The sequence below is a fragment of the Pseudomonas sp. F007 genome (assembly GCF_057814275.1).
Genome location: NZ_JBVATA010000007.1, coordinates 49,703 through 72,246, shown reverse-complemented (window position 1 = coordinate 72,246; position 22,544 = coordinate 49,703). Strand labels below are relative to the sequence as shown.

General features: G+C 62.5%; 21 protein-coding genes. 11 read left to right on the top strand and 10 right to left on the bottom strand.

The window, feature by feature from the left end; all coding sequences use genetic code 11:
* Window positions 1-39 precede the first annotated feature (39 nt).
* From ACZYR5_RS18170 to ACZYR5_RS18160, 3 genes are all read left to right on the top strand, one after another.
* Window positions 40-1,113: a DUF748 domain-containing protein gene (locus ACZYR5_RS18170; protein ID WP_489090880.1), complete on the top strand. Its 1,074-nt coding sequence runs from the start codon at window positions 40-42 to the stop codon at window positions 1,111-1,113.
* A gap of 142 nt (window positions 1,114-1,255) precedes the next feature.
* Complete coding sequence (locus ACZYR5_RS18165; RefSeq protein WP_027619209.1) at window positions 1,256-2,101, top strand: AAA family ATPase; 846 nt, start codon at window positions 1,256-1,258, stop codon at window positions 2,099-2,101.
* A 12-nt stretch (window positions 2,102-2,113) separates the two neighbouring features.
* Window positions 2,114-3,292, top strand: a complete 1,179-nt coding sequence (locus ACZYR5_RS18160; protein WP_489090879.1) for a vWA domain-containing protein — start codon at window positions 2,114-2,116, stop codon at window positions 3,290-3,292.
* 237 nt (window positions 3,293-3,529) lie between these two features.
* Here the strand turns inward: ACZYR5_RS18160 and ACZYR5_RS18155 are convergent, their stop codons facing one another.
* From ACZYR5_RS18155 to ACZYR5_RS18140, 4 genes are all read right to left on the bottom strand, one after another.
* Window positions 3,530-4,453: a 5-oxoprolinase subunit C family protein gene (locus ACZYR5_RS18155; RefSeq protein ID WP_489090878.1), complete on the bottom strand. Its 924-nt coding sequence runs from the start codon at window positions 4,451-4,453 to the stop codon at window positions 3,530-3,532.
* A complete protein-coding gene (pxpB, locus tag ACZYR5_RS18150) occupies window positions 4,450-5,154 on the bottom strand; it encodes a 5-oxoprolinase subunit PxpB (RefSeq protein WP_489090877.1) in 705 nt (234 codons plus the stop codon). Before pxpB ends, ACZYR5_RS18155 begins: the two co-directional genes overlap by 4 nt.
* The gene (locus ACZYR5_RS18145) at window positions 5,151-5,903 is read right to left on the bottom strand and encodes a 5-oxoprolinase subunit PxpA (protein WP_489090876.1); all 753 of its coding nucleotides are present in this window, start codon (window positions 5,901-5,903) and stop codon (window positions 5,151-5,153) included. Before ACZYR5_RS18145 ends, pxpB begins: the two co-directional genes overlap by 4 nt.
* Before the next feature lie 68 nt (window positions 5,904-5,971).
* Complete coding sequence (locus tag ACZYR5_RS18140; RefSeq protein ID WP_489090875.1) at window positions 5,972-7,264, bottom strand: MFS transporter; 1,293 nt, start codon at window positions 7,262-7,264, stop codon at window positions 5,972-5,974.
* Between the two features lie 142 nt (window positions 7,265-7,406).
* On the opposite strand from ACZYR5_RS18140, the gene ACZYR5_RS18135 reads away from it, so the two are divergent.
* From ACZYR5_RS18135 to ACZYR5_RS18120, 4 genes are all read left to right on the top strand, one after another.
* Window positions 7,407-8,336, top strand: coding sequence for a LysR family transcriptional regulator (locus ACZYR5_RS18135; protein WP_489090874.1), 930 nt, complete (start codon window positions 7,407-7,409; stop codon window positions 8,334-8,336).
* A 104-nt stretch (window positions 8,337-8,440) separates the two neighbouring features.
* Window positions 8,441-10,363: an IucA/IucC family protein gene (locus tag ACZYR5_RS18130; RefSeq protein ID WP_489090873.1), complete on the top strand. Its 1,923-nt coding sequence runs from the start codon at window positions 8,441-8,443 to the stop codon at window positions 10,361-10,363.
* Complete coding sequence (locus ACZYR5_RS18125; protein WP_489091219.1) at window positions 10,353-11,564, top strand: MFS transporter; 1,212 nt, start codon at window positions 10,353-10,355, stop codon at window positions 11,562-11,564. Before ACZYR5_RS18130 ends, ACZYR5_RS18125 begins: the two co-directional genes overlap by 11 nt.
* A 14-nt stretch (window positions 11,565-11,578) precedes the next feature.
* Complete coding sequence (locus tag ACZYR5_RS18120) at window positions 11,579-13,690, top strand: TonB-dependent receptor (protein WP_489090872.1); 2,112 nt, start codon at window positions 11,579-11,581, stop codon at window positions 13,688-13,690.
* Window positions 13,691-13,744: 54 nt separating this feature from the next.
* Here the strand turns inward: ACZYR5_RS18120 and ACZYR5_RS18115 are convergent, their stop codons facing one another.
* From ACZYR5_RS18115 to ACZYR5_RS18105, 3 genes are read right to left on the bottom strand one after another with little or no spacing between them, the layout of a single operon-like run.
* Window positions 13,745-14,287: a DUF2937 family protein gene (locus ACZYR5_RS18115; protein WP_489090871.1), complete on the bottom strand. Its 543-nt coding sequence runs from the start codon at window positions 14,285-14,287 to the stop codon at window positions 13,745-13,747.
* 11 nt (window positions 14,288-14,298) lie between these two features.
* On the bottom strand, window positions 14,299-15,075 hold the full coding sequence (locus ACZYR5_RS18110; RefSeq protein ID WP_489090870.1) for a class II glutamine amidotransferase: 777 nt from the start codon (window positions 15,073-15,075) through the stop codon (window positions 14,299-14,301).
* A 29-nt stretch (window positions 15,076-15,104) separates the two neighbouring features.
* Window positions 15,105-15,602: an MFS transporter gene (locus tag ACZYR5_RS18105; protein WP_489090869.1), complete on the bottom strand. Its 498-nt coding sequence runs from the start codon at window positions 15,600-15,602 to the stop codon at window positions 15,105-15,107.
* A 100-nt stretch (window positions 15,603-15,702) separates the two neighbouring features.
* Between ACZYR5_RS18105 and ACZYR5_RS18100 the strand changes: the two genes are divergently transcribed.
* On the top strand, window positions 15,703-17,757 hold the full coding sequence (locus ACZYR5_RS18100) for a S9 family peptidase (RefSeq protein WP_489090868.1): 2,055 nt from the start codon (window positions 15,703-15,705) through the stop codon (window positions 17,755-17,757).
* A gap of 4 nt (window positions 17,758-17,761) precedes the next feature.
* On the top strand, window positions 17,762-18,232 hold the full coding sequence (locus ACZYR5_RS18095; protein WP_489090867.1) for a cyclic nucleotide-binding domain-containing protein: 471 nt from the start codon (window positions 17,762-17,764) through the stop codon (window positions 18,230-18,232).
* Here the strand turns inward: ACZYR5_RS18095 and ACZYR5_RS18090 are convergent.
* On the bottom strand, window positions 18,229-18,519 hold the full coding sequence (locus tag ACZYR5_RS18090) for a hypothetical protein (RefSeq protein ID WP_489090866.1): 291 nt from the start codon (window positions 18,517-18,519) through the stop codon (window positions 18,229-18,231). The genes ACZYR5_RS18095 and ACZYR5_RS18090 overlap by 4 nt on opposite strands.
* Window positions 18,520-18,630: 111 nt before the next feature.
* On the opposite strand from ACZYR5_RS18090, the gene ACZYR5_RS18085 reads away from it, so the two are divergent.
* Window positions 18,631-19,317, top strand: a complete 687-nt coding sequence (locus ACZYR5_RS18085) for a spermine/spermidine synthase domain-containing protein (RefSeq protein WP_489090865.1) — start codon at window positions 18,631-18,633, stop codon at window positions 19,315-19,317.
* A 51-nt stretch (window positions 19,318-19,368) separates the two neighbouring features.
* Entirely contained in the window at window positions 19,369-19,743 is a 375-nt protein-coding gene (locus tag ACZYR5_RS18080) for a YajD family HNH nuclease (RefSeq protein WP_027619223.1), read from the top strand.
* 48 nt (window positions 19,744-19,791) lie between these two features.
* Here ACZYR5_RS18080 and ACZYR5_RS18075 read toward each other — a convergent pair whose 3' ends face one another.
* The gene (locus tag ACZYR5_RS18075) at window positions 19,792-20,967 is read right to left on the bottom strand and encodes a M20 aminoacylase family protein (RefSeq protein WP_489090864.1); all 1,176 of its coding nucleotides are present in this window, start codon (window positions 20,965-20,967) and stop codon (window positions 19,792-19,794) included.
* Window positions 20,968-20,970: 3 nt separating this feature from the next.
* Complete coding sequence (locus tag ACZYR5_RS18070; RefSeq protein ID WP_489090863.1) at window positions 20,971-22,290, bottom strand: MFS transporter; 1,320 nt, start codon at window positions 22,288-22,290, stop codon at window positions 20,971-20,973.
* Window positions 22,291-22,544 lie beyond the last annotated feature (254 nt).

Genomic DNA, 22,544 nt, shown 5'->3' with positions numbered 1-22,544 from the left:
CTGTAGTCCACCGTTTCAGACAACCCCGAGGGAGACGCCATGAAACGTCGATACCGTTGGCCGCTCTGGTCGCTGGCTGCCATCGTGCTCCTGCTGGTGACCCTGCATATCGCCCTGCCCTACCTGGTGCGCGACTACCTGAACGACAAACTCGCCGACATGGGCGACTATCGCGGCCAGATCACCGACGTTGACCTGGCGTTATGGCGCGGCGCCTACCGGATCAACGGGCTGCAGATCGTCAAGGTCGACGGCAAGGTACCGGTGCCGTTCCTCAAGGCGCCGCTGATCGACCTCGCCGTCAGCTGGCATTCGCTGTGGTACGACCACGCCGTGGTGGCGCGTGCACAATTCGTCAACCCGGAGCTGAATTTCGTCGACGGCGGTAACAAAGCGGCGTCGCAGACCGGTCAGGGCACCGACTGGCGCGCGCAGTTGAGCAAGTTGCTGCCGATCACCCTTGATGAGGTGCGCATCAGTGACGGCAAGATCACCTTTCGCAACTTCAACTCCAAGCCACCGGTGAATATGCAGGCGAGCCAGGTCAACGCCAGCCTCTATAACCTGACCAACGTGGTCGACCTCAAGGGCCGCCGCGACGCGCGCTTCGAGGGCACGGCGCAATTGCTCGGACATGCGCCGCTGGAAAGCACCGCCACCTTCGACCCGATGAGCAATTTCGAGGAGTTCGAGTTCCGCCTGCGGGTCAAGGACATCGAACTCAAGCGCCTCAACGATTTCGCCTCGGCCTACGGCAAGTTCGACTTCAATGCCGGCCACGGCGATGTGGTGATCGAGGCCCAGGCCAACAAGGGCCAACTCAAGGGCTACATCAAGCCGTTATTGCGCGATGTCGAGGTGTTCAACTGGCAGCAGGACGTGCAGAACGAGAAGAAAAGCATCTTGCGCTCGGTGTGGGAGGCGCTGGTAGGCACCAGCGAAAATCTGCTGAAGAACCAGCCGAAAAACCAGTTCGCCACCCGCGTCGAGCTCAGTGGCAGTGTGCACAATCAGGACATCAGTGCCTTCCAGGCGTTTTTGCAGATCCTGCGCAACGGTTTTATCCAGGCCTTCAACGCCCGCTACGAGCAGCCCAAGCCGACGCCTGACTGAGTCACCGTGTGACGCCCCATTCAGAGACTGAATAAGCCGTCTGCGTTCCCACTCGACCGGGCGCCGCGTTATAGTCGGCTATTGCATTTACTTGTCCCGCCCTGCCCGGCGCAGGTCGGCGTTACCGTTCGAGGAATTACCGATGAAGTTCGAAGGCACCCGCGCGTACGTCGCCACCGATGACCTGAAGCTGGCCGTCAACGCCGCCATCACCCTGGAGCGGCCGTTGCTGGTCAAGGGCGAGCCGGGCACCGGCAAGACCATGCTCGCCGAGCAACTGGCCGAATCCTTTGGCGCCCGCCTGATCACCTGGCACATCAAGTCCACCACCAAGGCCCACCAGGGCTTGTACGAGTACGACGCAGTGAGCCGCCTGCGTGACTCGCAACTGGGCGTGGACAAGGTGCATGACATCCGTAACTACCTGAAAAAGGGCAAGCTGTGGGAAGCCTTCGAGTCCGAGGAGCGGGTGATCCTGCTGATCGACGAAATCGACAAGGCCGACATTGAATTCCCCAACGACCTGCTGCAAGAACTCGACAAGATGGAGTTCTACGTCTACGAAATCGACGAGACCATCAAGGCCAAGCAACGCCCGATCATCATCATTACCTCCAACAACGAAAAAGAGCTGCCGGACGCCTTCCTGCGCCGCTGCTTCTTCCACTACATCGCCTTCCCGGATCGTCCGACCCTGCAGAAGATCGTCGACGTGCACTACCCGGACATCAAGAAAGACCTGGTCAGCGAAGCGCTGGATGTGTTCTTCGACGTGCGCAAGGTGCCCGGCCTGAAGAAAAAACCTTCGACCTCCGAACTGGTGGACTGGCTGAAACTGCTGATGGCCGACAACATCGGCGAAGCGGTGCTGCGCGAACGCGATCCGACCAAGGCCATTCCGCCGCTGGCCGGCGCCCTGGTGAAGAACGAACAGGATGTGCAACTGCTCGAGCGCCTGGCGTTCATGAGCCGTCGCGGCACCCGTTAAGAGACTGATGCCATGTTGCTCAACCTGTTCAATGAAATGCGCGCCGCCAAGGTGCCGGTCTCGGTGCGCGAGCTGCTGGACCTGATCAACGCGCTGAAACAGCGCGTGACCTTCGCCGACATGGACGAGTTCTATTACTTGTCGCGGGCGATCCTGGTCAAGGACGAGCGACATTTCGACAAATTCGACCGGGCGTTCGGCGCGTATTTCAACGGCCTGGAAAAACTCGACGATCACCTGCAGGCACTGATTCCCGAAGACTGGTTGCGCAAGGAGTTCGAGCGTTCGCTGACCGATGAAGAGCGCGCACAAATCCAGTCTCTCGGCGGCCTCGACAAGCTGATCGAAGAGTTCAAGAAGCGTCTCGAAGAGCAGAAGGAACGCCACGCCGGCGGCAACAAGTGGATCGGCACCGGTGGCACCAGCCCGTTCGGTTCTGGCGGCTTCAACCCGGAAGGCATTCGGGTCGGCGATGCCGGCAAACGCCAGGGCAAGGCGGTCAAGGTCTGGGATCAGCGCGAGTACAAAAACCTCGACGACCAGGTCGAGCTGGGCACGCGCAACATCAAGGTCGCCCTGCGTCGCCTGCGCAAGTTCGCTCGCCAGGGCGCCGCGGAAGAGCTGGACATCGACGGCACCATCGACCACACCGCCCGCGATGCCGGCCTGCTGAACATCCAGATGCGCCCGGAGCGGCGCAACACCATCAAGTTGCTGCTGCTGTTCGATATCGGCGGCTCGATGGACGCCCACGTGAAGATCTGCGAGGAATTGTTCTCGGCCTGCAAGACCGAGTTCAAGCACCTGGAGTACTTCTATTTCCACAACTTCATTTATGAATCGGTGTGGAAAAACAATATGCGCCGTGGCTCAGAGCGCACCTCGACCATGGACCTGCTGCACAAGTACGGCGCCGACTACAAAGTGATTTTCGTCGGCGACGCCGCCATGGCCCCCTACGAGATCACCCAGGCCGGCGGCAGCGTCGAGCACTGGAACGAAGAGCCGGGCTACGTGTGGATGCAGCGCTTCATGGAGAAGTACAAGAAGCTCATCTGGATCAACCCCTACCCGAAAGACACCTGGAACTACACCTCCTCCACCGGCATCGTGCGTGATCTGATCGAAGACCAGATGTACCCCCTGACCTTGCGCGGGTTGGAGGAAGGGATGCGGTTTCTCTCCAAATAAGCGGCGCGACCATCGCCAGCAGGCTGGCTCCCACAAGGTTTCTGGTGGACCACAAGATCAGCATCCACCCAAAACCACTGTAGGAGCTGGCTTGCCAGCGATGAGGGTTGCTCAGTCAACATCGATGTCGACTGATACACCGCCTTCGCCAGCAAGCTGGCTCCTACAGGGTTTCTGGTGGACCACAAGACCAGCATCCACCCAGGCCCATTGTGGAACAGGGGCACCGCCGCGATTTTAGTGCCCGCTCATGCGCCGCAGATACTCCACATGCTGTCGATGCGCGGTGTCCTGCAACACTGGCGCCAGGCGCACTGTTTGCCCCGGTTGGCATTGCGCCAGGCGGGCCAGGGACAGTGGGGTCAGCGCGCCCAGACGGGGGTAGCCGCCGATGGTCTGGCGATCGTTGAGCAGCACGATCGGCTGGCCGTCGGGCGGCACTTGCACGGCGCCGAGGGGGATGCCTTCGGAGATCATCGGTTTGCCTTGATAGTGCAACGCCGGACCGAGCAGGCGGATGCCCATGCGGTCGGCGCGGCTGTCGAGGGTCCAGGTGCGGTTGAAGGCGTCAAACAGGCTTTGCCCGCTGAATTCGCCATGCTGGGCACCGAGCACCAGATCCAGCGCTTGCGTGTCGCTGAAGTCCGGGCGTTGTACCTGCGGCACTTCACGCAAACCCTGTGCTGTCCCCGAATAACTCAGCTCGGCGCCACGGGCCAAGGGTCGGCCCAAGCCATCGAGCCCCCCGAGCTCCTCGCGGACCACCGTCGCGCAACTGCCCAACACCGTCGGCGCATTGAAGCCGCCGGGCGCCGCCAGATAAGCGCGCACACCCAGACGTGGCTGGCTGAACTGCAGACGCTGGCCCTTGCGCACCGTGAAGCTGCGCCACGGCGCCAATGGCTGGCCATCAAGCAACGCACCGAGGTCGGCGCCGGCCAGGGCCAGGCAGCAATCGTCACGCGCTTCCAGGGTCAGGCCGCCGAGGGTCACTTCCACCACCGCCGCTCCCGACGGATTGCCCAGCAAGTGGTTGGCCCAGGCCATCGACAACCAGTCCGCCGCGCCGCCCTGGGTGACGCCCAGATGCCGCACGCCAAAACGTCCGCCGTCCTGCAACAGGCACAGCGCGGTGCTGGCTTCAACGCTCAAGCGGCTCATGCCGATGTCTCCAGAGGTGTGTCGTCGCCGCCCAGGCGGATGAACTCGGCGTGGCTGACCGCCTCGTAGCGCACGCTGTCGCCGGGTTGCAGCAGGCTGTAGCCGTCACGCGCGCGGTCGAACAGTTTCGCCGGGGTGCGGCCGATCAGATTCCAGCCACCGGGCGAGACCAGCGGATAGGCCGCCGTCTGCCGCTCGGCAATGCCCACACTGCCCGCCGCCACGCGCTTGCGCGGCGTATCAAGGCGTGGCGCGGCCAGCGCTTCTTCGACCAGCCCCATAAAGGCAAAGCCCGGCGCAAAACCCAGGGCGAATACCTGGTAGTCGCGGCCACTGTGGCGGGCAATCACGTCGTCGACACTCAGGCCGCTGCGCTGCGCCAGCAAGTGCAATTCCGGCCCGACGCTCGGGTCATACCAGACCGGCAACACATGTTTGCGGCCTTGGCCCTGGGCGTCAGGTCGCAGACCGTCGAGGGCCTGAGCAATCAAATCTCGCGCCCGCGCCGGACTCAACGCCAACAGATCGTAATGCACCATCAACGTGGTATAGGACGGCACCAGATCGATCAAATGCCTGCCGAAACCTTCGCGCAATCGCCCGCAGGCCGCGAGCATCCACGGCATGTTGGTTTCGGCGATTTCATCGAACAGCCGCACCATCAGGCAATCGAGGGCCACCACTTCAATCCGTGGCTTCATGAGGCGTCCTGTTGTTTCAGTGCCTCGCGAATACGCTGCACGGCCGCCACCGAACTGGCATTGTCGCCGTGAACGCACAGGGTATTGGCCTGCAGGCGCAGGGCGCTGCCATCGCTGGCAACCAACTCGCCGCCACGGGCGATGGTCAGGGCCTGGGCGACAATTGTCGCGGGGTCGTGATGCACGGCGCCGGGCAGGTTGCGCGAGACCAGGCGTCCAGCGGCGTCATAGGCACGGTCGGCGAAGGCTTCGAACCACAGCGTCACGCCGTACTCATCGCCCAGCACCTGGGCCGCACTGTTGTCGCGAGTGGCCATCAGCATCAGCGGCAGTTGCGGGTCGTAGGCGGCCACGGCCTGGATCACCGCGCGCAACTGCGCCGGGTTGGCCATCATGTCGTTGTACAGCGCGCCGTGAGGTTTGACGTAGCTCACCCGCGTGCCTTGCGCCCGGCAAATGCCATCCAGGGCGCCGATCTGATAATGCAGCAGGTCGCGGACTTCCTCGACGCTGTAGGCCATGGAGCGCCGGCCGAAACCCTGCAGATCCTGATAAGCCGGATGGGCGCCGATCTGCACACCGTGGCTGACGGCCAAGGCCACAGTCTTGCGCATGGTGCTCGGGTCGCCGGCATGGAACCCGCAGGCGATGTTGGCGCAATCGATGAACGGCATCACCTCGGCATCCAGACCCATGGTCCAGCTGCCAAAGCTTTCGCCGATGTCGCAATTCAATAACAGGCGGCTCACGTTGAGTGCTCCTGTGAATTTTTAGTGTTTCGACCGAAGTCCCTTTCGAATGCCTCGCAGACTAACAGTTACTGCGCGTCGAGTTGCTTGCCACGGGTTTCCGGCAGGCTCAGGGCGGCGAGAATCACCACGCCGTAGGACACCGCGGCAAACGCGCCGATGCCGACACTCAAGGGCACCTTCTGGCTCAACAGACCGATCAGCAGCGGGAACAGTGCCGCCAGCGCCCGGCCCACGTTGTAGCAGAAACCCTGGCCCGAACCACGAATCCGCGTCGGGAACAGCTCGGTCAGAAACGCACCCATGCCGCTGAAAATCCCCGAGGCGAAGAACCCCAGTGGAAAGCCCAGCCACAGCATCACGCCGTTGCTCACCGGCAGTTGGGTGTAGAGCAGGACGATGGTGAACGAGCCGACGGCGAACAGGATGAAGTTCTTTTTGCGCCCCAGCAGATCGGTCAGGTAGGCGCTGATCACGTAGCCGACATAAGAGCCGACGATCACCATCGCCAGGTAGCCGCCGGTGCCGAGCACGCTCAAGCCGCGTTCGTTTTTCAGGAAGGTCGGCAACCAGGAGGTGATCGCGTAGTAACCGCCGAGGGCGCCGGTGGTCAGCAACGAGGCGCGAATAGTGGTGCTGAGCATGCCCGGGGCGAAGATCTCATAGAACTTCGACGGGTTGCTCGGTTCCTGTCTGGCCTTGGCTTCGCGGTAGATTTCCGGGTCCTTGACCAGGCGGCGGACGAAGATCACGAAGATCGCCGGCACGATGCCCAGCAGGAACAGGGCGCGCCAGGCGTCTTCCGGTGGCAGCAGGGAAAACAGCACGGCATACAGGATCGCCGTCAGGCCCCAGCCCAGCGCCCAGCCCGACTGCACCATGCCCACCGCCTTGCCGCGGTCCTTGGCGCGAATCACTTCGCCGATCAGCACGGCGCCTGCGGTCCACTCACCACCGAAGCCGAAGCCCATCAGGGTCCGCGCGATCAGCAGTTGTTCGTAGTTCTGGGCAAAGCCGCACAGGAAGGTGAAGAAGGCAAACCACAGCACGGTCAGTTGCAGGGTGCGCACGCGGCCGATGCGGTCCGAGAGGATGCCGGCGACCCAGCCGCCGATGGCCGAGGCGATCAGGGTGCTGGTGTGGATCAAGCCGGCTTCACCGGTGGTGATGCCCCACATGGCGATCAGGGTGGGCACCACGAAGCTGAGCATCTGGGTGTCCATGCCATCCAGGCCGTAGCCGATCTTGCAGCTCCAGAAGGTCCGGCGCTCTTGCTGGTTGATGTTGCGATACCAGTCAAAGGGACCGGGGCGGCTGCCGACCTGGGGCTGGATGGCATCGGTCGTGTCGGGCGCACTCATGGCGATTCTCCGCAGATTTTTTATTGGTATTGTTCTGGACCGCTACGACGCATATCGTGGGTCCTGGCACATTTTTCGATGGCACCGCCCTGCCCGTCCAACTAATAAAACCCGCGCCAAGGCATAAGAAAAAGTTGATCACATGAACCTCAAGTTCCTCGAAACCTTCGTCTGGGTCGCCCGGTTGAAAAGTTTCCGCCTGACCGCCGACAAGCTCTTTACCACCCAGGCTTCGATTTCCAGCCGCATCGCGGTGCTCGAAGGCGAGCTCGGGGTGAAGCTGTTCTTGCGTGATTCGCGAGGGGTGAAACTGACTCCCGAAGGGCTCAAGGTGCTCGACTATGCCGAGCGCATGCTCGACACCATGCAGGCATTGAAGCAGTCACTGGAAACCCGTTCGAGCAAGGCCGGACGGATTCGCATCGGGGTCATGGACACAGTGATTCACACCTGGCTCAGCCCGTTGGTGGCGCAGATCACCGATCACTACCCGCTGCTGGAAATCGAGCTGGTGGCCGACACCTCGCTCAACCTCTGCGATCAACTGCAAAAAGGCTTTCTCGACCTGGCCCTGCAGACCGACCTGCTGCGCCAGGAAAACGTGCGCAGCCTGGAGCTGGCCAGCCACCCGATTGGCTGGATCGTCGCCAGCCAGTCAATCTACAACCGCGACTACGCCGACCTCGCCGAACTGGCCCGGGAGCGGGTCATCACCTACTCGAAAAACTCCCACCCACACCAGGAAGTCCTCAGCCTGATGCAGGCCAACGGCGTGCCCTCGCCACGGCTCAACTGTGTGAACTCGGTGTCGGCGATCACTCGCCTGCTGCGTGATGGTTTCGGCATCGGCGCCTTGCCGCCGGTGCTGGTGAGCGAAGAGCTGGCGCGTGGCGAGTTGACCCTGCTGGCCATCGACCAGCGCCCCCCCAATCTGCAGGTGGTGGTGTCGTGGCGGGTGGGGGCCGAATGGGTCGAGGAAATCGTGACCTTGTGCCAGCACGTGGTGGAGCGCTATGCACAGCAAGTAGGCGAGCAGTACATGGTGCAGAGCAAACCGTTGGACAGGGTCTGAAGGAAAAGACTCACAAATAGTAATCTATATCATTTGCATTAGCCTTTTTAATTGGTATTCTCCGCGCGCTTTCAGTCAACCTCAGCCTCAAGGAACAGGGCCTGATGCGCGCCTATACGCAAAAACAACAGCAGTTGCTCACTCGCTGGAGCGAAGCCTTCAACACCGAGGCTTTCCAGTCCCACCGCATCACTCTCGATCATTTATGCAATGCCCTGGCTCCCGCGGCCCAACGCAGTTTCCAGCGCCTGATCCAGGCGCTGTTTCGCGAAGGCCTGATTACCCCCGACGCTTGCACGTTCGACGACAACAACCACTGCTGGCTAACACTTGGCGACGGAGCGCAACTCTACTTCGATCACCTCTGCGGCACGCGGATGAACAGTTGGGATGTCCGTGGCAGCATCGTCCTGCACACCCTCGACCGCCAACCGCACAAGATCCAGTTGCCCAGCGAGCTGCTCGAGCACCTGGGCACGTTGCTCAACCCACCGGCTTCTGCTCAGGTCCTGGAACGTCTGGCACTGGAGCTGGATGACAGCTTCAGCAACGACACACTGTGCCTGGCGTTCCACCATGGCTGGACCGAGCGCCTGAGGGAGCAAATCGGCGCTGAGCACGACAACAACCTGCTGGCCTGGCTCCACGCCAGTCCCGGGCACCCGAACCCGACATCGCTGCTCGAACAATGGGGCACGCTCGGCCATCCATGGCACCCGAACTACAAGACCAAGCTGGGCTTGAGTGCCGCTCAGGTCATCGCGTTCTCGCCCGAGTTCGAAGCGAGCTTTCCGATCGTGTTGTGCGCCCTGCACCGCCAGTACGCCCACGTCGAAGCGCTGGCCGGCACCGCCGATTACCGGGACTGGTGGCAAGGCCACTTCCCCCAGGCCGCCGAGCAATTACGGCACCACTTGCATCAGCGGGGCCTGGACGTAGCGGACTACCTACCGTTGCCGGCGCACCCCTGGCAAGCCCATGAGGAACTGCCACATTCGTTCGCCAACGAGATTGCGGACAACCTGCTGATCATCACTGACATCGTCGCCTTCACCGGCCACCCAACCATGTCCTTTCGCACGGTTTTACCGCAGGTCAGCCGCGTTGCGCCGATGGTCAAGCTGCCAGTGGCGTTGCGCCTGACCAGCGTGCAACGCACCGTGTCGCCACGCTCGGCTCGCATGGGCCCGCGCATCAGCCAGCTGCTACTGCAGATTCTCGACCAGGAACCGCAGATTCAGCGCCTGTTGAACATCGTGCCGGAGCGCATCGGCGTGCACTACGCCGCACAACCGGTAGACGAGGAGCGCTCCCGGCATGCCGGCGTGTTGTACCGTGACAACCCTCTGACGCTGCTGCAGGAAGGCGAGTTGGCGGTACCGGTCGGCAGCCTGTTCGCCGTCAACGAATTCGAACAACCGCTGCTGCGCGATTGGGTCCAACTGGCTCAGGGTCGTGATGACAGCGCGGCCATGCAGGCGTTCTTCGATGATTACCTGTCGATTGCCGTGCCGGCGCTGCTGGGCATCTACCTGATATATGGCGTGGCGTTCGAAGCCCACCAGCAAAACAGCTTCATGGTGATGGGCGCTGACGGTCAGTTGAATCGCCTGTTGCTGCGGGACTTTGGTGACATTCGCATCGATCGCAAGACCCTCCACGCCCAGGGCCTGGATATCCAGTTGCACGATCCGAAAATGACCCTGTACGACGACGCAGGTTTTGTCCGCGACAAGCTCCTGCACACCACGTTCATGTGTCACTTGGGTGAACTGACATTGCTCTGTGCCCGCCTCTGGAATGTGTCGCAAAGCATCCTTTGGGATCGCCTGGCAACGCAGGTTGCACAGTGTTTCGACAGCGTGCGCGAGCGCGTCGAACCGGCACGCTGGGAAAGCGAACGCCAGGCCTTGCTGGAGCAGGACTGGCCGGCAAAGTCGTTCATGCGCATGCGCTTGCTCGACAGTCATGCCGACATTGTCGGACGCCTCGACAACCCACTGCGAGCCCGCACCGATGCTCGCTGACGGGCGTGCATTGAGACTGCTGATCGTCATCCAGTTTGTCTCGATGGGCGCCATGGAAATGAGCGGCCCGTTCTGGCCCTTGCAGATCCAGCATCTGCTCGGGCCAGAGGGTGCTGGCTACACCGCCCTGTTATCGGCACTCGTCTATGCCGGCCCGATGCTCGCGGCCATGCTCCTGACGCCCGCGTGGGGTCGCCTGGGTGACCGCACCGGGCACAAGCCGATGATCATCCGTGCATTGCTGGCGCTGGCGCTCTGCCAGGGGCTCGCGGCCATCACCGACGACCCCTGGTTGCTGGTGGCCATTCGCGTGATGCAAGGCGCCCTGGCCGGTTTCCTCGCCGCGGCCCAGGCCTATGCCCTGGCCTGCTGCGACAGTTCCCGACGAGGCCATACCCTGGCCCGCCTGCAATCGGCGACCGCCGTCGGCTCGTTGATCGGCCCAGTGCTGGGCGGCTGGCTGATGGACATCTCGGGCTTCGCCTTGCTCTGTTACGGCGCAACGGCGATTTGCCTGTTATGCGCGCTGGGTAGTTTTTTCCTGCCGGCCGACAGGGCGCGGGCCTCACAGCGAAAAAACGCCGCGCCGGTGGCCCTGCCCAAAGGCTGGCTGAATGCAATCTTGTTGGTGATCGTGTTGATCCAGGCCGCGAAGATGATCCCGCAGCCGTTCTACGCCCTGTACGTCGCCAACATCCTGCACGCTCCGGGCTGGCTGATCGGCGCCACCTACGCCGCGAGTGCCGCGAGCCTGGCGATTTGCGCACCGCTGTGGGGACGTTTGTTCGACCGCTGGCAACCGGCCTACACCTTGCGCGTCATCGAGGGTGTCGCCTGGCTGTGTGCCCTGACGCTGGCCGCCACAGCACTGACCAACGAATGGCTGGGGTTTCTCGCCAGCCGGCTGGTCTGGGGCATCTGGCAAGGCGCCCTGCTTCCCGTTGCCTATGCATTGATCGCCAATACCGTGTGCGCCAGCCAGCAGGGTTTTGCCCTCGGCCTGGGCAACAGCGCGGCCAAGGCCGGTGCCTTGCTCGGCACTGTGCTCGGCGGAGTCGGCCTGGGTGTGATTGGCCTGGCCCACAGCTTCTGGCTGGTGGCCCTGACCTACGCACTGGCGGCCCTCGGCATCCGTTGGGTGCGGGCATTCACCGTGACACCCGCTCCCACACCTTTATCTACCCACGCTCAACAAAACTAGAAAAAGACGACCTCATGACCCGAACCAAACTCTGCCTGTTGATTCCATTGCTCGGTGGCTTCAGTGCCCACAGCTGGGCCGATGACACCGAACAGCCATCCGACGCCCTGAACCTCCAGGCCACCGTCGTTTCCGCAACCCGCAGTGAAGCGAGCATTGCCTCGATCCCGGGCTCGGTCCAAGTGATCGACGAACAGCAAATCCGTGAGCAAAGCGGCGCGGGTCGGCGGGTCTCCGACATGCTTGGGCAATTGGTGCCTGGCCTTGCACCGTCCACCGGCGGGATGAGCAACTACGGCCAGACCCTGCGCGGGCGCAGCGTGCTGGTATTGATCGACGGTGTATCGCAGAACGCCACGCGCGACAATTTCCGCCAGCTCAACAGCATCTCCCCGGCCAGCATCGAACGCATCGAAGTGGTCTCCGGTGCCAGCAGTGTCTACGGTGCCGGTGCTTCAGGCGGCATCATCAACATCATCACCAAGCGCAATCAGGGCCAGGACGCTGCCTACAGCAGCAAACTGGGGATGACCACAGGCAACAACTTCAACCGCAAAGGCTTCGCCTACGAGGCTTTCCAGAGTGCCACCGGGCGCAAGGATGCCCTGGACTGGTATGTGTCTGCCGACCTGACGCAACGCAACGATCAGTTTGACGGCAACGGTGACCGCATCCCTCAGGACACTTCCCAGGGCAGCAACATGGACACCGAGACTTATGACCTGCAAGGTCGTTTCGGTTACGAGCTGGACGAGAACAGGAAAGTCAGCCTGTCGCTCCAGGACTACAAGGACGAACAGGACACCGGCTACACCAAAGACCCGAAAAACAAGCAGGAAGCGGTTGCAATCAAAGGGCTGCACCTCGACGATCAGCCCTATACCCATAACCAGGCGGTCAACCTCAATTACACCGACAAGGACTTCCACGGCCAGGGCCTGCAACTGGAAAGCTACTGGCGCCGCGCTGACGCGCTGTTTTTCCCTGACGTGTCGCGAGGCTTCGCCGGCATCTCCGACAACAATAGCGTGCAGAATGTCTATGGCCTGCGCGCGGCGGTCGACACACCGCTCCCCGCCATCGGCAGTGCCACGGGCAACCTGGTCTGGGGGGCCGACTACGACAACGAGCGCTCCACTCAACGCGGCGACCAGTACAGCGTCAAGGGCCTGGACTACACCAAGACCGGCACCACCTTCGAACTGGGCCCGGATACCGAGACCACCACCAAGGCCATCTACGGGCAAATGTCCTGGGACATCGCCGACTGGACCGTGCGCGGCGGTATTCGCCGTGAATGGATCGAAAGCGAGGTTTCCGACAGCATCGCTTATGGGGAGATCGTCCAGACCGGCAATTATGCGACCCTGCCCGGCGAAACCCTGAAATACGACGCCACCCTGTACAACCTCGGGGCGGTCTATCACCTGAGCGAGAACCAGGATGTTTTCGTCAACTACAGCCAGGGATTTTCACTGCCGGACATCCAGCGCTTCCTGCGTGATGTGAACAGCTCCTTTGACATCCAGACCCTCGACGCCCAGGCCATCAAGGTCGACAGCTACGAGCTGGGCTGGCGTGGCGACTGGGACCAATGGCAAGCCGATGTCACTGTCTATGAAAACACCTCGGACGTGACCCAGTTCTACGATGCCAATGAGCGCGTGCTGCGCCTGATCGATCAGAAAGAACGGGTTCGCGGCATCGAAAACAGCCTGACCTATCGCGCCACCGATCACTGGTCGGTGGGCGGCACTTATGCCTGGGCCAAGGGCGAGACGCAGCAGAACGGCAAATGGATCGACCTGCCAGCCACGCGTATCTCACCGGCAAAAACCACCCTGTTCGTCGGTTATACCGAGGACGATTACACACTGCGCCTGCAGGGCATGCAGTTGGCGAGTTACGACGCGGCCCTCAAGGATGACAACGGACGCGACATCGATGGCTACACCCTGGTGGACCTGCTCGGCTCCGTGCAACTGCCGGTCGGCCGGCTTGAGGGTGGGGTGTTCAACCTGACCAATCGCAACTACCAGAACCTGTTCGCCCAGTCCAACGCCAAGGCCCCCTATGCCAACGCCGAAGGCCGGACGTTGAGCATGAGCTACTCGCTCGACTGGTAGACCTTCGCCCGCAAAGGAACGGTTCCGGCGCGGGCGATCGGCCCTTCTTCGGCATTAAAGCCCGCGCAGGTCGCGCTCTTCGATTGGCCGGCTCTGGCGCAGGCGCTTGCCGCCCAGCACCACCCAGTCGATCAGGCGGAACAGGCACTCCAGGCCGAACGACAGCAACATCGCCCCGCCCAGGCCCCAGCCCATGGCTTCGGGGGTGAGCAGCAACTGGTAGCTGTAGCCGTTCCAGGTTTCCTTGCGGATATCCGGATCGGCGGCCAGCACCACCTGCAGGAAGCGGATGTACCACGGCCCCTGCATGGCCTGGAATTGCTTGTCCAAGGCCACCTGGCGCACCAGCAGGGTGTTCAGGCTGTCGGCATCGCTGCGAAAGATCGGGTCTTCGCTGGCGCGATAGTGGGCCACCAGCGCTTGCAGGTCGCCCTTGAAGAATTGCTCGGCGGTGCCCTGGAAGCCGCGCAGGCTGGTCTGTGCCTCGATCAGATGGGCTTCGACACGCTGGGCGTAGTCGTTGATGAAGCCCGGCACCTGAACGCCCACCAACAGGCCCACGGCGAACAACACCAGACGCAAATAACTGAGCAGCATCGCGAGTTTCCCTATTCGGTCTGGCCGTGGCTGACGCATTCACCGCGCCGCCACAGGCTCCATTGGCCCGGCTCGTAGCGGGTCCAGGTTTCGTTTTCGGTCAACGGCTCGGTGGCGATCACCGTCACCACGTCGTTGGGCGTGGTCTCGGCCTGGAAGTCGACGATCACGTCGACATCCTTCAGCCGCGCCGGACCAAAGGGCGCGCGCCGGGTGATCTGCGCCAGCTTGGTCGAGCAATAGCAGAACAGCCAGTCGCCATCGCTCAACAGGCAGTTGAACACGCCTTTGCTGCGGTATTCGGCGCACGCCTCTACCAGGGTAGGCAACAGTTGCTCGATCTCCACCGGCTCGGGAAAAGCCTCGCGGACCCGATTCAGCAGATCGCAAAACGCCGCTTCGCTGTCGGTGTCGCCCACCGGTCGGTAGAAGCTGGCCGAGGGCTGGAAATCCGCCAGTTGGCCGTTATGCGCGAAACACCAGTTACGGCCCCACAGCTCGCGGACGAACGGATGGGTGTTGGACAGGCAAACCTTGCCGACGTTGGCCTGGCGAATGTGGCCGATCACCACTTCGCTCTTGATCGGGTACCGCTGCACCAGTTGTGCGACTTGCGAATCGCAGCTGGCCGCCGGGTCCTGGAACAGGCGCAAGCCGCGCCCCTCGTAGAAGCCGATGCCCCAGCCATCGCGGTGCGGACCGGTGCGCCCGCCGCGCTGCATCAGCCCGGTGAAGCTGAAGACGATGTCGGTCGGGACATTGGCGCTCATGCCCAATAACTCACACATGGCAGAACTCTCGGATCAATGCAGGACGGTCAAATACGCGGTTCGACGCGCGAACGCTGAGGGTTGCTCGGCACCGGTGGACGACCGTAACGGTCATCGCCGGCACCACCGAAGGGCTGGTCGTCTTCGATATCTGCGGCACGGGCGGCGGCCTGGGCAGCGGCAGCCTGCTGCTGGCGAGCCCGGGAGGCGCGCTCGATCGGCAGGCGGATCGCCACGAACACCAGGTACAGGCCCAGGGCGATGATGCCGTACATGAACAGGTCGGAAATCGCCCGCCAGGCGTTGTTGCCGACCTTGAACAGCAGGTCGAGGGCGGTGATGGCGATGGCCGGGGCGAATTTTTCCTTGACCGGGTCGATGATGGTCGGGCTGAACAGCAGCACGGCGACGATCACCCGCAGCGGCTCGCGCAGGTAGCGCCACATCCAGCGGGTCATGCGCATCCACACCAGCAGGCAGCCCACAGCGGCAAAGGCGTAAAGGCCCCAGGCGATCAGATAGTCGTTCTCGGTCATGGTGTCCATGGCATGGCAGGCAAAGAGGCGCTTATGATAACGGCTTTTCACCGATCAGGCTGCCCCGCCGTCCGTGAAGCCTTTTTTGCATCCTTGCCGAGAGCTGCCCATGCCCCAGTCCGCCCACGTCCCCAGCGCCCCGATTGCCCGCCAGGCCGCCGGCGATGACCCGTACGCCTGGCTGCAGGAACGGGACACGGCGCCGGTGCTCGATTACCTCAAGGCGGAAAACGCCTACCAGGAAGCCATGCTCGCCGACCAGGCCGAGTTGCGGGAAACCCTGTTCAACGAAATCAAGGGGCGGATCCTCGAAACCGACCTGTCGCTGCCCTCCCCTTGGGGGCCGTACCTGTATTACACCCGCACCACCGCCGGCGACGAGTACGCCCGGCACTACCGCTGCCCGCGTCCGGCCGATGACAGCCAGCAGGTCGACGAAAGCGCCGAAGAGCTGCTGCTCGACCCCAACGCACTGGCCAATGGTGGTTTTTTCTCCCTCGGCGCGTTCAGCGTCAGCCCCGACCACCAGCGCCTGGCCTACAGCCTCGACACCAGTGGCGACGAGATCTACACCCTGTTCGTCAAGGAACTGTCCAACGGCAAGGTCAGCGAACTGAGCTTCGAGGACTGCGACGGCAGCATGACCTGGGCCAACGACAGCCTGACGCTGTTCTTCGCCGAACTGGACGACACCCATCGCCCGCACAAGCTGTATCGCTATCGCCTGGACGGCACCGCCGCCGAAGAAGTGTTCCACGAGCCGGACGGCCGTTTCTTTCTGCATTGCTATCGTTCCAGCTCCGAGCGCCAGTTGCTGCTGGCGCTGGGCAGCAAGACCACCAGCGAAGTCTGGGCCCTCGATGCGGCGCAGCCACAGCAGGCCTTCACTTGCCTGGCGCCACGGGTCGAAGACCACGAGTACGAGGTCGATCACGGCAAGCTCGACGGCCAGTGGAGCTGGTTTATTCGCAGCAACCGCGACGGCATCAACTTTGCCCTGTACCAGGCCGCCGACACCGACGTGGTGCCTACCGAAAGCGACTGGCAGAACCTGATCCCCCACAGCGACAGCGTGATGCTCGACGGTGTCACCCTGAACGCCACGGCCATGACCCTGAGCCTGCGCATCGGCGGCCTGCCGATCATCGAAGTGCACCCGCAAGGCTTGCCGGCCTATCGCGTGCAACTGCCGGACGCGGCCTACAGCCTGTATGTGCAGAACAGTCTGGAATTTGTCAGCGACAGGATCCGCCTGCGCTACGAGGCGCTGAATCGTCCGGCCCAGGTGCGCCAACTGGAGCTGGCCAGCGGCGAGCAGAAAGTCCTGAAAGAAACCCCGGTGCTCGGCCCGTTCGATGCCGACGCCTACGTCAGCCAACGTCTGTGGGCCACCGCGCCGGATGGCACGCAGGTGCCGATCAGCCTGGTGGTCAAGCGCGAACACCTCGGCCAGCCGACGCCACTCTATCTGTACGGCTATGGCGCCTACGGCGAAAGCCTCGACCCGTGGTTCTCCCACGCCCGCCTGAGCCTGCTCGAACGGGGCGTGGCCTTTGCCATCGCCCATGTGCGCGGCGGCGGCGAACTGGGTGAAGCCTGGTACCGCGCCGGCAAGCAGGAACACAAGCAGAACACCTTCGACGACTTCATCGCCTGCGCCGAACATTTGATCGCCGAGGGCTACACCGAATCCTCGAAACTGGCGATCAGCGGTGGCAGCGCCGGCGGTTTGTTGATCGGTGCGGTGCTCAACCAGCGCCCGGACCTGTTCGCCGTGGCGATTGCCGAAGTGCCGTTCGTCGACGTACTCAACACCATGCTCGACCCGGACCTGCCGCTGACCGTCACCGAATACGACGAGTGGGGCAACCCACAGGAACCCGAGGTCTATGCGCGGATCAAGGCCTACGCGCCCTATGAAAACGTCGCGCCACAGGCCTATCCGGCGACCCTGGTGATCGCCGGCTACAACGACAGCCGCGTGCAGTACTGGGAAGCGGCCAAGTGGGTGGCCAAGCTGCGGGTGAGCAAAACCGACGACCACCTGCTGCTGCTCAAGACCGAGCTGGGCGCCGGCCATGGCGGCATGAGCGGTCGCTATCAGGGCTTGCGTGACGTGGCCCTGGAATACGCCTTTGTCTTCAAGCAACTGGGAATCGCCTGAAACCATGTCTGATCCGACTTCACTGAACCGGGAAATCCGCGACTGGCTGATGGATTGCGGCCTGTTCCCGCAACTGCAAGCGGCGGACTTCACCGCGGCTGCGGGTTATTTCAGCATCAGCAGCATTGCCACCGGCGAGGAAATCTTCCAGGAGGGCGATGCCGGCAGCTTCATGTGCATCATCCACAGCGGCCAGGTCTCGGTGCAGAAAACCAACAGCGACGGGCAACGCGTGACCGTCGCCACCCTGCGCAAGGGTGCCTTCGGTGAAATGGCGGTGCTCGATGGCGAGCGGCGCTCGGCCAGTTGCGTGGCGGCGAGTCCTTGCCGATTGCTCAACCTGGGCAAGGACTCGCTGGAGAAAATGATCAATGATGCACCGAGGGTTGCCGCGAAGATCATCCGCGCGCTGGCGGTGTCGTTGTCGCGGCGCCTGCGCATGGTCGACGGCCAGTTGCTCGCGCAGCAGGATTAACCGCCCGGCGACTTGGCCTTGGGTGCCGGCAGGTCGAGGCCGGGCAAGGTCTGGTCCTTGGGCGGGTTGGGCTTGATGATCGGCGGCAACGGCAGCTTGCTCGCCGAACCGCTGCCGCTCTTGGGCGCGGCGGTGGGGGTGATTTGCGGGTACGGCGTGGGGGTGGCGGTGCCAGGTGAACCGGGTACCGCCGAAGGGGTGATCGGGATCGCTTGCAGCTCCTGTGCCTGCGCCGTACTTATCGAGAGCGCGGCCAACACAATGACCGTTAGAATGGTGCGCTTCATCAATGGCTCCGTTGCCCTTGCTGGATACTTCAAGGCTACTCCCAACCGCGCAGGAATGCCCTGCTCAATGCGGTTTTACGTTTAAAAAGCAGTTTTCCGGATGAGAGTCACATGAAACGTTTCGTTCTGCTCGACACCACCCCGATCCCCGACAACGGCGGAGCCCTGTGCCTGTTCGAATATGGCGAGGATTTCGTCATCAAGATCCAGGGCGGGGACGGCGGGCAACTGATGAACACTCGCATGCACGGCTCCGAAGACGCCCTGGCCGAGATTCCCTGCCGCAAGGTGGCCGGGCGCCCGGACTCGCGGGTGTTGATCGGCGGGCTGGGCATGGGCTTCACCCTCGCTTCGGCGCTCAAACACTTGGGCAAGCGTGCGCAAGTGGTGGTCGCCGAGCTGGTGCCCGGGGTCGTCGAGTGGAACCGTGGCCCGCTGGGGGAGAAAGCCGGCATGCCGCTGCTCGACCCGCGCACGGTGATTCGCCAGGAAGACGTAGCCAAGGTGCTGCAGGCCGAGCCCCAGGGGTTCGATGCGATCATGCTCGACGTCGACAACGGCCCCGAAGGCCTGACCCAGAAAGCCAACAGCTGGCTGTATTCGGCGGCGGGCCTGGCAGCCTGCGCCAAGGCCTTGCGGCCCAAAGGCGTGTTGGCCGTCTGGTCGGCCAGCGCTGACCGGCAGTTTTCCGACAAACTGAAAAAAGCCGGGTTCAAGGCCGAGGAAGTCCAGGTATTCGCCCATGGCAACCGCGGCACCCGCCACACCATCTGGATTGCCGAGAAGCTCAAGGGCTGAGCTAAACTGCCTGTATAACCGTCATCAGTCTTTTTCTACAAAGGTGAACCCATGAGTTCGTCCACCCCCACCAACACCGCCAAGCTCGACCGCATCCTCGCCGACGCCCAGCGCGACCGGGAAATGGGTTACCGCGACAAGGCCCTGAAGATGTACCCGCACGTCTGCGGCCGCTGCGCCCGTGAGTTCTCCGGCAAGCGCCTGAGCGAGTTGACCGTGCATCACCGTGACCACAACCACGACAACAACCCCCAGGACGGCTCGAACTGGGAACTGTTGTGCCTGTACTGCCACGACAACGAACACTCGCGCTACACCGACCAGCAGTACTTCGGCGACGGCTCCCTGAGCACCCCGAAAATCGCCAAGGCCACCCACAATCCGTTTGCCGCCCTGGCCGGGTTGATGAAGAAAGACGACGAGTAAAGCCGCAGGTCAAGGGCCTCCTGTACTGGAGGCCCTTCACCTGCAAACCTACACCAGAAAGTCCTCCACCAACGCGACCCAGCACCTGGCGCCCAAGCCAATCAACGCATCGTTGAAGTCGTAGTGGGGGTTGTGCACCGAGCAGCCGTGGAATTCACCCTCTCCGTTGCCCAGCATGAAGTAACACCCCGGCACTTCGCCGAGCATCCAGGCAAAGTCCTCGGTGCCCATCACTTTCGGCCCGCGATGATGAATCTGGCCAGGCTCGAACAGCGGCGCCAGGCTCGCACGCACCCGTTGTGCTGCTTCCGGATCATTGATCAGCGCCGGCGCCAGTTGGGTGATCTGCAGGTCGATGCGCACGCCGAATGACTGCTCATGGCCACGGACGATCTGCTCGAGGCGCTGATTGATCTTTTGCTGGGTCTGCGGGGTATCGGTGCGCACGCTGATGAGCATGCTCGCCTCATCGGGAATGATGTTGTAGACGCTTCCGGCCTGAAGCATGCCAATGCTGATGACCGCGTATTCCTCAGGGCCGAGGTTACGCGACTTGATGGTCTGAATAGCGTTGATCAGGCTGGCCACCACCGGCACCGGATCGACCGCCAGCTCGGGCATGGCGCCGTGTCCACCCTTGCCACCAATCGTCAGGCTGACCCGCTCGGAAGAGGCCATGGTCGGTCCGGCCTGGACCACGACCGAGCCCACCGGCGCACCGGGCATATTGTGCAAGGCGAATATCGCATCACAGGGAAAACGCTGGAACAGGCCGTCATCGATCATTGCCTTGGCACCGCACAACCCCTCCTCGTCCGGCTGGAAAATCAGGTTCAGGGTGCCGTTGAAGTCGCTGTTGGCCAAGCGGTAAGCCGCGGCGAGCAAGATCGCCGTATGCCCGTCATGGCCACAGGCGTGCATACGGCCGGCGATCTTGCTGGCGTGGGCAAAGGGGTTTTTTTCCTGCATCGGCAACGCGTCCATGTCGGCACGCAAGCCAATGCAACGAGTGCCTTGGCCTTTTTTCAGGACCCCGACCAGGCCATGCCCGCCGATGCCGGCATGAACCTGGTAACCCCACTGCTCAAGCCTGGCGGCAACCAGCTCGGCGGTGTGTGGCGTCTCGGCGCCCAATTCCGGCGCGGCGTGAATCTGCCGGCGCAGATCAATGAAGGTTTGCAGCTCGCTGTCGCTGAAGGTCGTGCAATTTTGTCGAGTCGTCATGGGTCAGTCTCTTCCGATGTTTTCCGGCAACAGCTTCAGGCAGATCAGGCTGATCACCCCGCCGGCCAGTAAGTAAAAAGCCGGGGCCACCGGATTTTCGAGGGTGGACGTCAGCCAGGTGGCGATGAGCGGCGAGAAGCCACCGAACAGCGTGACGCCGAAGCTGTAGCTGACCGAGGTGCCGAGGGCGCGGTGCGGCTTGGCGAAGGCTTCCATGATCATGGCGAAGAAGGCCCCCGACCCGACACACCCCGGCAATACCAGCAGCGCCACGATCAGCATCGCCACATAGAGGTCGGTGGTCTGCGACAACAGCCACAGCGCCGGCCATGCGGCAATCACCGGCAAGGCGACGGTCCACACCAGCAGTTTCTTGCGCAAGCCGTGGCGATCGGCAAAACGTCCGGCGATCGGTGTGATGATTGCCAGGCACGCGGCCGCGACACAGGCAATCGCCAGTGCGCTGCGTTGCGGATAGTGAAGCGTAGTGACCAGGTACGAGGGCATGTAGAAGATAAACAGGTACATGCCGATGGTGGCGCTGGCCATCAAGCCCGTCGCCAGGAGGGTGTTGCGCAGGTCGATCACTTCGCGCCAGTGCGGCTTGTGGCGGGTCGATGGCGTTGGAGTCGGAGCTTCCTGCTCCAGGGTTTCCGGCAGGCAGCGGCGGATGTACCAACCGACGGGGCCGATCAACAGACCGATCACGAAGGGGATGCGCCAGCCCCAGCTCTCGAGGTCCGGCGTGCTCAAGACATTGCTCAGCAGCAGCCCGATACCCGCCCCCACCAGGGCCGCATAACCTTGACTGGCGGCCTGCCAACTGACGCTGCTGCAGCGGTTCGTGGTGGCTGCCGATTCCATCATCAGCACCGAGGCGGTGCCGATTTCGCCGCCGGCAGAGAACCCTTGGGTGAGACGACCTATCACCAACAGCACCGTACCGATGACCCCGGCCTGCTGAAAGGTGGGGGCAAACGCAATCAATGCCGTGCCCAGTGTCATCAGGAAAATAGTCAGGGTCAGCGCGGCCTTGCGACCTTTTCGATCCGCGTAGCGGCCGATCACCATCGCCCCCACCGGGCGCATCAGAAAGCCCACACCGAACGCGGTCAACGACATCAGCAACGACGCTATCGGTGACGCCGCCGGAAAAAAGTTTTTGGCAATCACCACCGCAAAAAAGCTGTAGATGGTGAAGTCGTACATTTCCAGAGCGTTGCCCAGAGCACAGGCCACAGTGGCTTTGCGAGAACCGACCGCAGTCCTCTGGGGTCGTATCGAGCCGCTGGTCAAGTGAGTGTCCGAGTGCAAGGTGGTCATGGGAGCTCTCTCCGAGTCGTTGTTGTCCTGGACCCACTATCGGGCAACTTCTCGAGTGAATCACTTGCACTTTATGCAGGCAGTTAACCAAAAGTTAATTCACCTGCTTTCAAGACCGCGTTTCGGCGCTAGAACAGTGCGCCTGACGGACCGCTTTGCGCTTTTGCCGCACACAAGCCCAACAACCCTCGCCCGTTCTCCCCCACCCAGAACTTTGTTTTGGCCAAGCTTTCGACGATTCACGCCAAGGGTTG